Raw genomic sequence first — 13404 nt, 5'->3', positions numbered from 1 at the left:
CGCGAAGGTCACATCCCCGGCGCGCGTGTCCTCACACCTGCGCGAGCATCTGCTGCGAGGCGGCGAAGTAGTCGTTTGAAAGCTGGGTGGGATAGGCCGTTCCCAGGAGGCGCCCGGCAATCGCCGCGCCGCCGTTGGAGAGGGCGTATTCCGCTTCCTGGCCGCTCACCACGTCGATCCAGGCGGGAATCGGGCGGTGCTGCGCCAGGCACGAGCGCCAGTAGCTGGCGATGGGTGCGGTAAGATCGGTGCGGTTGCCCTGCGCGCCCCACAGCGCGACGCGGATCGCATCGTAGCCGAAGCGCGGCGGCTTGTCGGGGGCAGGCGCAACACTGCGCGTGCCGGTCACCCGGATCCAGTCGCAGGGAAGGTCGTGACGTCCAAAGCGCGAGAGGCGCAGGAGATCCTCGCTGTCTCGGATCACGCGGCCCCAGGTTGCCATCCCGTCGGCCTTCGCGAACTGGTCGAGCGCGGGCCACACGAAGTAGCTGGGGTTGAGCGTGACGCCTGCGTCCTCGATGAAGCCCTGCAGGCCCGGGATCAGCAGCTGGCGGTTGTAGCGCGAGATGACGCAGTGCTTGCGGATCGCGGCGCGGACCTCGCGGGCGCGCTCGGTCCAGCGCGGCTCGTTCCAGCGTTCTCCGGCCAGCGCCAGCGCCCAGGCGATCACGATGTCGCCGTCGGTCGCGTTGTTGGTGTCGGTCATCGCCCGCGCAGCCGGCTCCCAGCGCCAGCCGTAGAGCGCCATGTCGCTGCGCGCGAGGTTGGCCTCGGTCCACTCGGCAATGCGGGTGAAGGTGTCGCGTTCCCCGGCCTGATAGGCCAGCAGCAGGCCGTAGCTCTGCCCCTCGCTGTGGCTGATGTCGCCGTTGCCGGTGTCCACGACGCGGCCCTCGGGCGCGAGGAAGTGGGTGCGCCACGCGTTCCAGAACGAGGTGCCGACAGGGCTTGGTGGGGGAAGCGTGGGACGGGGCGCGGTGTGCATGCCGGGCATGGCGGCCTCGCTCTTCTGGCTCTTGTTGCAGGCGGCGAGCGCGGCCATCAGGCCGATCGCGAAAGTGCGCCTGTCGATACGTCTGTAATCATCGACCATGGCGAAGCTCGAGCGTATCCCCTTTCCATTCGGCGGTGGTGGTGAGCGCCGGGCCGCTGCCCAGCGCGCGGAACCAGCTGTCGTAGGCGCCTTCGAGAACGCCCGCGAGCATCGTGGCCCAGTGGCCGCGCGGATCGGGGGCGATGTCGCGCGGAAGATTGGTGTGCTGGACGACAATTCCCTCGTCGGTCAACTCGAGCCTGGCTTCCCCCCAGTCCAGCGCGCGCCAAAAATCGTTGATGCGCATCGAGAGCAGGGCCGCATCGGAGAGGCCGTCGAGGCTTTCGAGCGCGGCCATGCGCCGACCGATTGCGGCGAAGAAACCGCGGGCCTGAAGCTCGGGCACGGCCTCGCAGATCTCGGTCGCGCTCGAGATCGCGAGCAGGGCAAGGCCGCCCAGACCTGCATCGTCGCTGGATCGGCCGCGTGAGGGAAACGCCTGGTAGTTCATGTCACTTTGTACTCCCGAAGCTTTGGCGCACGCCGAGCATGCCGCGGAATTCATCGTAAGAACCGAACGTGTTGAAGCTGGCCTCGCCACCGATGCGGGTGGAGTTGCTCAGCTTGTAGTAAAGCTCGCCCTCTGCCGATAACGCGAAACCCGTCTCGCTGATCCCGTCATAATAGGATCGCACGTCGTCGTTCTCGAGCTTGAGGCCATCGAGCAGGCCCTGGAGCGCAGGTTCGGTCGGATAGAGCACGCTGCGATCCTGGCTGTAGCTTTGAAAACCGGGCGTGAACGAGGCGCGTCCGACAAAGCGCTCGTCCTCGATCGCGTAGTTCACCGGGAAGCCGACCGAGATGAAGCTCTGCGGACTGAAATAGCCGCCATTGCCGAAGGTGAAGTAGTTCTGGCTCTTGTCGTAGCCCTGGTAGTTCACGTTGAGGCCGACCGTGACCGAGTCGGTGCGGCCCTGATAGGCGCGCAGGTATCCGCCCGCGTTGGCCTCGAAGCCCGAGTTCTTCGCGACGTTGGTGCCGGTGAAGCGGTAGTAGCGGCCCTCGCCGTAGATGCCGTTGCCGTTGCTGTCGTAGGACAGCCCGCCGCCTGCACCAAAGCGCATGACCTGGCCCCAGCGCACCCCGGTGACGGGATCGCGGGTGCCCGCATAGGACACGACCGAATCGGTGACGGGCTTGCGCTCCACCCAGGCGCTCGCGCGCACATCGCGCCCGATCTTGGGAGTCGCCGCGGCCCGGTAGGTCACCTTGGTCTCGCCCATGCCGATGGGCGTCGTGCCCACTTCGACCTGTGCGAAGTCATTGCTGTACCCGGCCGAGAAGGCGACGCCCGAGGCGTGCTGGCTGTCTGCGTTGGCGAGCGGCGCTTCCTCTTGCGCGACGATGGCGGCGGCCTCGATGATACCGTTGGCCCCGAAGCGCGCGAGGCCCGAGCCGGTGGGCCTTCCTGCGTCGATGACGCTGGCTTCGGCCTTGGCGTAGACGCGCCCGCCCGCAAGTCCGGTCGAGAGTTCCGCCGAGCCCTTGATCTCGTCGAGCTGGCTGAGGCCGGTTTCGCCCGAACGGCGGCGGTAGGCGGTCTGGACGTCGGCGCGCGGGCCGGTGTCCTGTGCGAGTTCGGAGATCTCGGACTGGATCCGGGCCAGCACCGGATCGCCGCCGTAGCGCGAAGAGGTGCCCGATCCTGCCCCCTGTGGGGCTCCGGCAGCGGCGTAGGCGGGGGCCGGTGCGGCGCCTGCACCGTACCCGGCCGCGCTCTGCGTCGCGGTGGCGCTGCCGGCGAAGGCGGCGGGCGCAGAGCCGCTGCGGCTTGCGTACGCGGGGGCAGCGCGGCCCTGGCTGTAATCGGGGCCCGGATCGTAGCTCGGCGCGCTGGAGGCCTGGGCTCCGTAGCCCTGGGCGCCATACCCTTGGCCCCCGTAGCTCTCGTTCGTGGCGGCATAGCCCGCCGGAGCGGCATAGCCGCCCATCGGCTGGGCCTGGGGGGCGTAGGAGGGGGCGGGAAGGCGCGTGCCGCCGCCCAGCGCGAAGGGGTTGACCGGCTGGGGCTGTGCCATGGCCGGGCCCTGGTTGCGGAACGGGTTGGCTCCGGCCTGGCCCTGCATTCCGGCAAAGGGATTGCCGCCCAGAGCCACGACGCTGGTCGCGTTGTGCTGGCGGGCGTAGAGCTCGCGCGCCTGCTTGAGGTAGCGCACGGCCTTGCGTTCGTTGCCCGCGACCCGCTCGACATCGGCGAGCGCCATGTAGACCTGGTAGTCCTGCGGGTAGGAGCGCAGCAGCGCGTCGGCGGCTTCGTCGGAGAGCTTGCCGTCGCCCGCGCGTTGGGCGCTTTGGGCAAGGCCGATCAGGCCGTCCTTGTCGCCCGGCTTCTTGGCAAGGTAGAGCTGCCAGGTCTGCGCGGCGCGCGGCGCCATGTTGCCGTTCTCGTATAGCCGTGCGAGCCCGGCGAGGATCTCGACGTTGTCGGGGGCCGAGGAATAGGCGCTCTGGAGGATGTCGAAGGCTTCGGCGTAGCGCCCGGCAAGACGCGCGCGGTCGGCCTGCCCGATCATCAGCGTCGCCTGCATCCGGCCATAGGCCTGCTGGCCCTGCGGCGAGGACCCGGCCATCTGTCCGGCTCGCTGGAGGGCGGTCTGGGCAAGGTCGTCGCGGCCGGTCTGGACGAGAACGCCGATCAGGCCTTCGTATTCGCCAAGGTCGGTCACTTCGCCGTTGAGCGCGCGCTGGGCGACCTGGGCGGCTCCGGCCTGGTCGCCCAGTTCGAACAGGGCGCTGGCTATGGCAGCCTGCTTGCCCACGGGAATGGCGCGCATCTCGCCCAGCTGGCGCAGCGAACCCAGCGCCTGCTCGCGCTGGCCGCTCTGGGCAAGGGCCCGGGCCCGCGCGATCGCCGCGTCGGTTTTCACCCCGATCGCGAACGTGCGCATCGGCGCGGTGCGCTGGGTCTCGGGGATCATCGAAAGCAGGCGTTCGGCCTCGGCGGGACGCCCCAGGTCCTCGTTGAGGAGCGCGGCGGCATAGAGCGCGTCGGGCGCGCCGATGCTCACCAGCGAGCGCAGCAGCGATTCCGCCTCGGGCATGCGCCCGCGCTTGATCATGTATTGGGCGAACTCGTAGCGGATCCACGGGTCCTCGGGATCGGCCATGAGCCCGGCCTGGAATTCCTGGACGGCGCCGGTGTCATCGCCGCGCTCGGCGGCGGCAAGGGCACGGCCGCGCGCAGCGCGCATCTGCAGGCGGTTCTCGTCGGCGTTGGGGCCCTCGGCGGCCTGGCGGTAGAGGTCGGCGGCGTCGGCGTAGCGCCCCTGCTGTTCGTAGACCTGGGCGAGGATCTCCAGCGCGGGGGCCTGTTCGGAATAGTCCGAGCGCACCAGTTCCTCGGCGCGGGCCTGCGCTGCGCCCAGCTGCCCCCGGTCGAGCAGGTCCTGCGCGTCCTCGACGCCCGCGAAGTAGCGCGCCGAGGCAAGCCCTTCGGCCCATTGGCTGGCCTTGCCGCCGCGCGAGGCGCGTTCGAGCAGGTCGGCGGCCTCGGTGAAGTTCTTCTGGCGCAGGCGCACGATGCCCAGGCCGCCCAGCGCGTCCGGATCGCGGGAATTGACGGCGAGCGCCTTCTCGAACTCGGTGGCGGCGGCCTCGAGGCGTTCGGCTTCGAGAGCTTCGAAACCGGCAACGCGGGCGCGCCCTGCGCGGTCGGCCGCGCTGGGCCGGGCCGGGGCCGCGCGGCGAGCCGGTGCGGCACTGCGCGAGGTGCTTGCGCGGGCGGGGGACTGGCTCTGGCGCGAAGGCTTCTCGGCCTGCGGGGCGGGCGCGGGTGCGCTGCGGGCGGCGGCGGCAATCGCGGGATTGTCGGGGTCGATGGCGCGGGCGCGGCGCAGGGCCTGCTGGGCGAGGTCCTCGCGTCCCTTGGAGCGCCAGTACTTGGCCTGCTCGATCAGCGCGGCAACCCCGTCGTCCTGCGCGAGGGCGGCGACCGGGAGGACCGAGCCTGCCGCGCAGCCCCCCAGCAAGGCGGCCAGCGCCACCGTGCGCAGGGTGCGACTACGCGTCGGGAAGGGGGCACGGGGCTCGATCATGCGTTGTCGTCCTCGGCGCCGAGGCGGCGCTGCGCCTGTCGGCGGAAGTAGAAATAGGCGGGGCTGGCGAGCACGATGGCAAGCGCGAGCGCAAAGAAGCCCAGCAGCAGTGGGCGCTGGCTGATCCAGTAGGCGATCTTCATCCAGAACGGCAGCGAGCCGCTCCAGTACCGCTCACCCAGCGCGAAGCTGGCCATGCCATCGCCTTCGGTGACCGAGAGGTCGCCCTGGATCATGGCGTTGATCTTGGCATCGCCCATGCCTTCGACCAGCTCGGGCAGGGCCGGGCCGCTGTCGGCCAGAAGCGCGACGACGGTGCGGTCCGAGGCAAAGGGCGAGCGGAAGCTGACGATTCCGGAAAAGCCGCGCGCGTTGTAGATGATCGGTTCCGCCGCCATCGGATCGTCGCGTTCGGTGCCACCGAAGAGCGCGGCGACGTTCTGCAGCATCGAGCGCTCGGAGACCGCGAGGCGTCCGCCGGCAAAGCGCAGCGGCGAGCCTTCGAAGAGCTCTTCGTGGCCCGCGAGCGCGGTGTCGCCCACGACCAGCACGTCCTGTGCGGAAAGCGCGTCGGCATCGACGTCGGTGGCCACGGTCACCGCAGTGGCCGGCACGCCGGTGGAATCCCCGAAGCGGCCCATCAGCTCGAGGAAGGCCCGGATCGCGGCCGTGCTCGGCTTGTCGCCCATGATCACGGTCGTCTGCGACAGGTCCGGGCTGACGGTGAAGGGGAAGCCCGCGCTGGCGAAGGTCGCAAGGTCGGGCATCTGGATCGCGTGGTAGGCCGAGGTCAGGTCGATCGTGCTGTTGGGATCGACCGAGACGCGCACGTTCTCGGGCAGGGTGCCGGTGCACTTCTTCTTGTCGGCGATGATCATGTTGTAGTCGAAGGTGACCTGGTTCTGCCCGAACATGGTGTAGCGCGGCAGGGTCAGGGTGGCCTCGGAATCGTGGCTCTTGGCGCTGGCGTTGCCCAGCAGGCCATCCCACCAGTCACCGCCCAGGCCCAGCGTCCTCAGGTACTGGCCGTTGAGCGAGACATCGAGGCGCGAGGCGCGGCGGTCCATCCACTTGGCGACCGGGTAGCGGTAGCCCAGGTTGAGGCGGCCACCCTGGCGCGGCCAGAAGAACAGGTCGGGCGCGACGCGGAAGCGGGCGGAGATGGGCCCGGGGCGAATGCCCATGCCCTGGAGCGCGTAGGGCTCCATGATCTCACCCAGCTTGACCGGCTTTTCGGTCGAGACCCAGCGCAGTGCGCTGTAGCGGTCCCAGACCGGGATGCGCACGCCCTCGAAGTTCATGCGCGAACCGCCAAAGACGCCCTTGCCAATGGCGACGGCAGAGGCGGCGAGGCGCAGTTCACCGTCGTTGCGGCCCATGAGGACCAGCAGCGTGCCGCCTGCATCGGCCGGGTTGCGGACAACCGCCGCACTCGGCCCCTCGGCAGGGTCGATCTGGAGGCCGGGGAGCGACTGGCCGCTCTTGAGGAAGACCACGGCGTTGCCCCTCGGCAGGGTGCCGATGACCGGCTTGAAGGTGAAGCCGCGGTAGCTGGCAAGCGAGCCGAGCCAGGACGCCGAGGCGGCCGCCGCCTCCAGTTCGCCGCGGCCGGGCGCGCCGGCAAAGACGAAGGGCATGTCGAGCGGCATGTTCTGGCCCTTGTCGAAGAAGGGCAGCGGCAGGCGCGCAAGGTCAGGCTTGTAGGGCAGGCGCGCGTATTCGACATCGAGCCACGAGCGGGTGTTCGAGATATTGGCCCAGAGCGCGGAGTGGAACGGGTCCTCGCAGTCGCGCGCGTAGTGGCCGATGAGGCGCAGGTTGAGCTGGTTGTCGCCGGGCAGGAACAGCGCCGGGTTCACCTTGATGCGCACGATCCGGCCCTTGGCGTTGGCGCGCGTGAGGCGCAGCGTGTCCACCACCTCGCCGTTCAGCATCACCACCAGCTGGCTGAGGTCGTCGAGCATCGAGGGCGACCAGGCCATTTGCAGGACGAGCGTGGCCTTGGTGACGACGCGGTCCTGGCGCATGCCGAAGGGGATGCCCATTTCGCCCTGGGTACCCAAGAGGCGGATCGGGGTGGTGACGCGCAGGTCCTCGAACGTGAGGCGGTCGGTGAGATCATCGCCTTCGAGCGCGGCCGGGGTGGCCTCGGCCTCGCTGGCTGTGGCGGCATGGGCCTGGCTGGCGCCGAAGAAGATGCCCGCCGTGCCCACGAGCAGGGCCCCGGTGATGGCGGCGGCCTTGGCGATCCGGGCGGCTTTGCCCTTTTCCTTGTCCTTCGTCTTGGCCTTGCTCGCGCTCGTCTTGTCCGCGTCGGCGGCGCTGGCAGGGACGTTGTCGTTGTCCGCCTCGGCCTGGCGCATCGCGCGGCGTTCGGCAAAGTTGAGGCCCAGCATGCGCTTCAGGGTAACCAGGTCGACCAAGATGATATCCGCTAGTGAGCGAAGTCCGGTAACGGATTCGCGGGGAGCAACAGGCTGCCAGGCGTCGGCCCGGCCCATGACGGCGCGCACGAGGTGGCGGCCGGCCATGATATCGAGTTTTTCAAAGCGCACATAGGTGTTTGCGCCCTGGGTGCGCATTGTCTCGACGGGGATGCACAGCACTTCGTTGCCCATCGACATGGTGATGTGGCGGACCGATCGGTCCTTCACCGGCAATTCTTCGGGCAAGGCCAGCGCCGCGCCGCCCATCGAGATGTCGAGGGTGGTAGCCGGCACCACGTGCCCGCCTTCGAGGTAGGCGCTGACCGGCAGCTTGACCGGGATACGGATGTCCTGGCGGGCCTGGCGCGTCTCGCGCGCGACCGCGATGGCGGCAATGAGGATGATCAGGCTGAAGGTCGCCCAGGCCAGGTTCAGCACCAGCGTATCGGTCTGGATGTTGAACATGTAGGGGAAGAAGGCCCATTTGCTGATGGCCATGAGCATGCCCGCCACGATGATCCCGACGCAGATCAGGTGCGGCTTGACGATGGCCCAGTCGAAGTAGGTCTTGTCGAGCAGCGAGCCCTTGTCGGTCACGTTGAACTTGCCCTTGCGCGGCTGGAGCCAGGTCAGCACCGTCGGCTTGACGAGGTGGAAGGCCAGGATGGTCTCGTAGACCTCGCCCCAGAATGGACGGCGGTCCGAACCTTGCGTGCGCTCGTTGGCGACCGAGGAGCAGTAGAGGTGGGGCATGGCGTAGGCGAAGATCAGCGAGGCCGATGCCTGGATGATGTTCTGGCCGAACATGAGGTAGGCGAGCGGGCTGGTCAGGAACACGATCCGGGGGATCGGATACTGGAAGTGCAGCATGGCGTTGAGGTAGCACAGGCGCTGCTGCCAGGTGAGGCCCTTGCCGAAGAGCGGGCAGTCGATGCGCAGGATCTGCGTCATGCCGCGCGCCCAGCGGATACGCTGCCCGACGTGCAGAACAAGGCGCTCGGTGGCAAGGCCTGCGGACAGGCGCGCGCTGATATAGGCCGTGTTCCACCCGGTGCGCTGGAGCTTGAGAGCGGTGTGCGCGTCCTCGGTCACCGTCTCGCCCGCGAACCCGTTGGTCTCTTCCAGCGCTTCGCGGCGGATGATCGCGCAACTGCCGCAGAAGAAGGTCGCGTTCCACAGGTCGTTGCCGCCCTGGACCGGGCCGTAGAACAGGTCGCCTTCGCCCGGCATGTCGCCCATCGTCGAGGCGAGGTTCCGCTGCACCGGGTCGAGCGAGTACATGTGGTGCGGGGTCTGGATCAGGGCGAGGCGCTTGTCCTTCTGGAACCAGCCGATGGTCAGCTGGAGGAAGGCGCGGGTCGGAACGTGGTCGCAGTCGAAGATGGCGATCAGTTCGCCGTCGGTCTTCTTCATCGCCGCGTTGAGATTGCCCGCCTTGGCGTGGAGGTTGTTGTCACGCGTGATGTAGCCGCAGCCCGCTTCCTTGGCGAAGGCGCGGAATTCCGCGCGCTTGCCATCGTCGAGGATGAAGACGCGGTAGCGGTCGACCGGGTAGTCGAGATCCATCGCGGCGAACACGGTGTTGCGCACGATCTCGAGGCTCTCGTTGTAGGTCGGGATGTAGATGTCGACGGTCGGCCAGTCCTCGGGATCGCCCTCGGGTTCGATCACCGGGCGATCGAGGGGGAAGCTGGTCTGCAGGAAGCCGAGCATGAGGATGACCCAGGCGTAGAGCTCGGCGAGGTAAAGGACGCCGCCGAAAGCGAATTCGGGGAGCGTGCCGAAGGAGAGCGTCTGCGTCGTGCGCCACACGATGTAGCGGGTCGAGACGAGGATCGCGAGAAGGCCCAGTGCAAGCCCGCCGCGCGGGCTCTTCCAGCGGCGCAGCGCCACCGCGCCGGCAATCGTGACGCCGGCGCAGACCCACTGCGCGGTCCCATCCAGGGGCACCGCAATCACCACCGCTGCAATGAAGACGATGGGGATGAGGGCGAGGTAGCGCAGCGCGCGCGTCGACGTCAGCGCCTTGATCATGCGGCGTAGCTCGAGCTCTTTGCGCCGGACCAGATGCTGATGTCGGCATCGAGTGCGGGGAGGACGATGTCGACCAGGCGGCGCACGTCGGCGAGTGCGGCGCTGGAAGGCGCATAGCGCGCCAGGGTCTGGAGCATCGCGATCGATTCGGGCACCGATTCGTCAAGCCGGATACGCCCGATCAGGCGTGGGCCCATCAGTTCGCGCACGAAGGCGGCGTTGTGGCGCGCGAGGCGGCGGGTGTCATCGAGCCGGTTGATCACGAAAGAGGTGCGCGACAAGCCGCCCTTGCCCGCCTCGTCGAACATCTGCGGCAGCAGCGCGAGGGTCTCGGGCGCGGTGTCGAGCGCGCACAGGTGGGCGCAGGCGTGGTTGACGAGGCGCCGCGCGAGGTTGCGCTCGCACGAGGGCACATCGAGGATCAGCGTACGATCGCGGCCGGTCTGGAAATAGCCCAGGTCCTTGAGCATCGGGATGAAGTCGGGGTCATGGGGCGCGGTGCCCGCATGGCGCAGGTCGATTCCCGAGACCACCACCGAATCCTCGCTCGGGGCATGGAGCGTGGACAGCGTCGTCGAGGGGGGCAGCGCGAAGTGCAAGGGGAGCGTGTCGTGCGCGGCCATGGAGAGCACGGTCACGTCGGCTCCGGCCTCGGCCAGCCCGAGCGCCATGTGCGCGGCGAGGAAGGTGTTGCCGGTGCCGCCCTTGGGCGAATGGCAGACGATGAGGGCCATCAGATCTCTCCTCGCGAACCCAGCTCGGACAAGTGGCGCAGCATCGCGCGCACGTCCTGGCCCGATCCGGCAGGGGCAGGCGGGGCAGGGGCTGCGGCCGCGTTGGGGCCTTCGTAGCGGCGGAACAGGGCGCCAATCGAATCGGTGGCCGAGGGCTCGGGAGCCGGTGGCGCGGCCGGGCGCGGCGGTGTGGCGGTGAACTCGGCCGCCGGGGCATGCGCATGCGGCAGGCTTTCCGGGGAAGGGGAGGTTGGGCCGCTGGCCGCCGCGCCGTCGAGTTCGAGCAGGCGCGGGTCCTTGAGCAGTGCTTCGAGCATCGGCCACAGCTCCAGTTCGGTGAAGCGGTCCTCGAACTCCTTGTAGGAGAAGTCGTGACGGCCGAGCCGGTTCAGAAGGTTTGAAGCGTCAACTCTCATGCGGTGCCCCCTGTAAGTGCTCTTAGGGATTGGCACTTAATGGTTAACAAATGACTTAACCTTTTTCGCAAGTGTGCCAACTGCGAGGGGGCCTCACCGCCCTCAGAAGGCACTTATATACGAATACCTTAAGGCTGTAAGGAAATCCTAAACCTTCGGCGCTAGACGAGTCTACACCTTGCTAGCTACGTGAACGAGGACCATGGACGTCCAGCACTTTTCAACGTTCGACTGGGACGACGGCGTGGATGATTACACGCCGGAAGACTTGCTGCCGCCTCTCGATGGGCCGCAGGAAACCGACGATTGCGAGTCCGAAGTCGCTTCGGATCGGTACTCTTACGGAGGATTGATGAAGATGGGACGTTCGGAGCGATCCGGTGGGCGGCCGCGCAAGAAGCCGGTGCTCATGCTCGACGACAGTGAGCGCCGCGACGCGCTGCGCGAACTCGACATGGTTGCGGTCCAGGACTTCGGCGAAGCGATTCCCATGGAACGTCCGGTCCGTGTGCAGGGCCTCACGCCCGTCGATGCTGTCGATTCGGCCAGCCTGAACACCCCGGTTCCCGAGGCTCCGGCCCCGCAGGCCCCCGAGCCCGCGGCCTACATGCCTGCCGCGCCTGTAGATGCCCCTGCGCCGTCCAGTCCGGCCCCGCGCTTCGGTGCGCTGGGTGGCGAGGGCTCGGCGATCGGCCGCGATCCCTTCTCCGATACCTTTGAGGACGAGGGTGAGGATGACGGCGACCAGGGCCTCGACGAGGCGGCTTACGGTTCGCTCTTCGGAAAGGCTGCGCCGAGCGCCCAGCCCGCCCCGACGCCCGCTGCGCAGCGGGCCCCTGCGCCTGCGCCCGAACCGGTTGCAGCCCGTCCGGCTCCCATGCCCGAGCCTGCTCCCGCACCGCTGGCCCCGGCGCCTGTCGCGGCCGAGCCCGCGCCCGAGCCCGTTTTCGCACCGCAGGTCGAAGCCGAGCCGGCGGCTGTGCGTTCGGCCTCCGGCCATGCCCTGCGCGCACGCATGCAGGCCGAAGAGGTCTCGGCCCCCGAAAGCGAATCGCTTCTGGCGCGAATCGGTCGTTTCTTCGCCTGGCTGGGGAGCCTGCTGCGCCGCTGACGCGAGGGTGCCAGACACGGCAGGCGAATCGGAACCGCCTGCCTGTCCTTGCAATTCAGCAAGGTACAGAAAAGAAATGAAATGCCTTCCAAGGGGCGATCGCCCCTTGCCCCCCAGAATGGGCGACCTCGCCTTTCTCCGTCCGCGCAGCGTGCGAGAGGTGCGCTCGACATTTCTGGGAGCCCGAGGGCAATGGCCCTCGGACCAATTTTCCTGATTTCTGGGCTTTTCCTGCGTTCTCGCGTGTCCGAATACGCGGAGTAGCCTCTTCCTCCTTCCCCAAGATATTAAGGTGTTGGCTAACAGGTGCTGCGCCCCGGCCGAGAGACGCCGAGCCTATTGGTAGTAGTCCCTTTGCCGAACTTGCCGCGACGGGGCTCCAATGCTTTGCAAGGGGCCATGTTCGCGAGGGTTTCGCGAATTGCGTGACCAGTCGGGGAGGGAGGATGACGGCAGGCCAGTCCCTTGTTCAGGAGCCGGTCGTCCATGTCAGCTCCGGTCCCGATCAGCTTCCGCGCCATTTCCCCGCGCTTGATGGGGCGCGCGGTGTCGCGGCGATGGCCGTGGTGGTGTCGCACTGCGCGAACGCCGGGTTCTTTCCCCGCATCCTGGGGGAGGGCACCGGGCAGATGGGCGTCCTTCTCTTCTTCCTCCTGAGCGGTTTTCTCATGGCCTTTCTCTATGGTCAGAGGCCTTTGAACAGCGAACAGGTGCTGCGCTACGCGACCCATCGGATCGCCCGCGTGTTCCCGCTCTTCTACCTCGTCCTTGCCCTTTCGCTGATCGTGGGGGCGGAAGGGCCCATCCGGTTCTTCGATCTGTCCGGCGGGGAATGGGTGTGGCCGGTGGCTCTCGTGACGGGCACGAGTGTCCTTTGGACCATTCCCGTCGAGGTGCAGTATTATCTCGTCTTCCTGGTGATCTGGGCGGCGGCGAAGCGCTTCCCGCTCGGGGTCTGGATCGCGGCCGGGTTCGCCGCGCAACTGCTTGTCCTGGCCCTGCTGCGCCTCTCCGTTCGTGGCAACCAGTTCCTTCCCTACTGGTTTCACGCCTTCTTCCTGGGGACGATCGCGGGCTATCTGCTGCACCGCCATGCACGGGTCTTTCTTACGGTCGCGCGCGCGCCTGCGCTGCAGGTCCTTGGCTGGATCATTCTCCTGATGATCCCGCTGTCGCTGCCCGAATTCCGGCGCATGGCTGGCTTTCCCATGCTGCCCAACTTCATCGATCCCGTCACCTTCGGCGTGCCGGTTCTCGTCTTCCTCGCCGCGCTGGGCGCGCTGGGGCCCTTCCGGTATCTCGCCTTGCCCGTGTTCACGGGGCTGGGCGCTGTGTCCTACGCCATCTACCTGCTGCACAAGCCGGTCATGTGGTCGCTGGAGCCCTTGCTCGCGGGCCGGGTCCCGGACCTCGCGCTGGGTCTTGCCATCGTGGCGCTGAGCATCCTGATCGCCGCGGTCTCGACCTACGGCTTCGAACGCCCGGTCCAGAAGATCCTGAACGGCTATGGGGCGAGGTTCAGCCGCCGGTTGGCGTGATCGCCGGGAGCGCTGGAA

Annotated in this window: 8 protein-coding genes; 2 read left to right on the top strand and 6 right to left on the bottom strand. The window is 68.0% G+C overall.

The genetic code is table 11. The features are described 5' to 3' along the window. Nucleotides 1-31: 31 nt before the first annotated feature. From LC060_RS07035 to LC060_RS07010, 6 genes are read right to left on the bottom strand one after another with little or no spacing between them, the layout of a single operon-like run. Nucleotides 32-1093 carry a glycosyl hydrolase family 8 gene (locus LC060_RS07035; RefSeq protein ID WP_226633965.1) on the bottom strand — a complete coding sequence of 354 codons (1062 nt, stop codon included), beginning with the start codon at nucleotides 1091-1093 and terminating at the stop codon, nucleotides 32-34. Further along, nucleotides 1083-1544 (bottom strand): cellulose biosynthesis protein BcsD, encoded by a 462-nt coding sequence (gene bcsD, locus LC060_RS07030; protein ID WP_226633963.1) that lies wholly within the window; start codon nucleotides 1542-1544, stop codon nucleotides 1083-1085. Before bcsD ends, LC060_RS07035 begins: the two co-directional genes overlap by 11 nt. 1 nt (nucleotide 1545) lies before the next feature. Further along, the gene (locus LC060_RS07025) at nucleotides 1546-5127 is read right to left on the bottom strand and encodes a cellulose biosynthesis protein BcsC (protein ID WP_226633961.1); all 3582 of its coding nucleotides are present in this window, start codon (nucleotides 5125-5127) and stop codon (nucleotides 1546-1548) included. Continuing rightward, nucleotides 5124-9587 (bottom strand): UDP-forming cellulose synthase catalytic subunit, encoded by a 4464-nt coding sequence (gene bcsA / locus LC060_RS07020; RefSeq protein ID WP_226633959.1) that lies wholly within the window; start codon nucleotides 9585-9587, stop codon nucleotides 5124-5126. The genes LC060_RS07025 and bcsA overlap by 4 nt, the downstream gene beginning before the upstream one ends. Continuing rightward, a complete protein-coding gene (locus LC060_RS07015; RefSeq protein ID WP_226633957.1) occupies nucleotides 9584-10321 on the bottom strand; it encodes a cellulose synthase operon protein YhjQ/BcsQ in 738 nt (245 codons plus the stop codon). Before LC060_RS07015 ends, bcsA begins: the two co-directional genes overlap by 4 nt. Then, nucleotides 10321-10737 (bottom strand): hypothetical protein, encoded by a 417-nt coding sequence (locus tag LC060_RS07010; RefSeq protein ID WP_226633956.1) that lies wholly within the window; start codon nucleotides 10735-10737, stop codon nucleotides 10321-10323. The genes LC060_RS07015 and LC060_RS07010 overlap by 1 nt, the downstream gene beginning before the upstream one ends. 352 nt (nucleotides 10738-11089) lie before the next feature. On the opposite strand from LC060_RS07010, the gene LC060_RS07005 reads away from it, so the two are divergent. Both LC060_RS07005 and LC060_RS07000 read left to right on the top strand, forming a co-directional pair. Then, complete coding sequence (locus tag LC060_RS07005) at nucleotides 11090-11848, top strand: hypothetical protein (protein WP_226633954.1); 759 nt, start codon at nucleotides 11090-11092, stop codon at nucleotides 11846-11848. 446 nt (nucleotides 11849-12294) lie between these two features. After that, nucleotides 12295-13386, top strand: a complete 1092-nt coding sequence (locus LC060_RS07000) for an acyltransferase family protein (RefSeq protein WP_226633952.1) — start codon at nucleotides 12295-12297, stop codon at nucleotides 13384-13386. Nucleotides 13387-13404 lie beyond the last annotated feature (18 nt).

The organism is Novosphingobium profundi, assembly GCF_020524485.1.
In the GTDB taxonomy this organism is placed as follows: Bacteria; Pseudomonadota; Alphaproteobacteria; order Sphingomonadales; family Sphingomonadaceae; genus Novosphingobium; species Novosphingobium profundi_A.
This window is presented reverse-complemented; position numbering and strand designations above follow the sequence as displayed.

Coding starts and splice junctions, on each gene's coding strand:
- LC060_RS07035 (WP_226633965.1), bottom strand. CDS start 1,093: ATGGTCGATGATTACAGACGTATCGACAGGCGCACTTTCGCGATCGGC.
- bcsD (WP_226633963.1), bottom strand. CDS start 1,544: ATGAACTACCAGGCGTTTCCCTCACGCGGCCGATCCAGCGACGATGCA.
- LC060_RS07025 (WP_226633961.1), bottom strand. CDS start 5,127: ATGATCGAGCCCCGTGCCCCCTTCCCGACGCGTAGTCGCACCCTGCGC.
- bcsA (WP_226633959.1), bottom strand. CDS start 9,587: ATGATCAAGGCGCTGACGTCGACGCGCGCGCTGCGCTACCTCGCCCTC.
- LC060_RS07015 (WP_226633957.1), bottom strand. CDS start 10,321: ATGGCCCTCATCGTCTGCCATTCGCCCAAGGGCGGCACCGGCAACACC.
- LC060_RS07010 (WP_226633956.1), bottom strand. CDS start 10,737: ATGAGAGTTGACGCTTCAAACCTTCTGAACCGGCTCGGCCGTCACGAC.
- LC060_RS07005 (WP_226633954.1), top strand. CDS start 11,090: ATGAAGATGGGACGTTCGGAGCGATCCGGTGGGCGGCCGCGCAAGAAG.
- LC060_RS07000 (WP_226633952.1), top strand. CDS start 12,295: ATGACGGCAGGCCAGTCCCTTGTTCAGGAGCCGGTCGTCCATGTCAGC.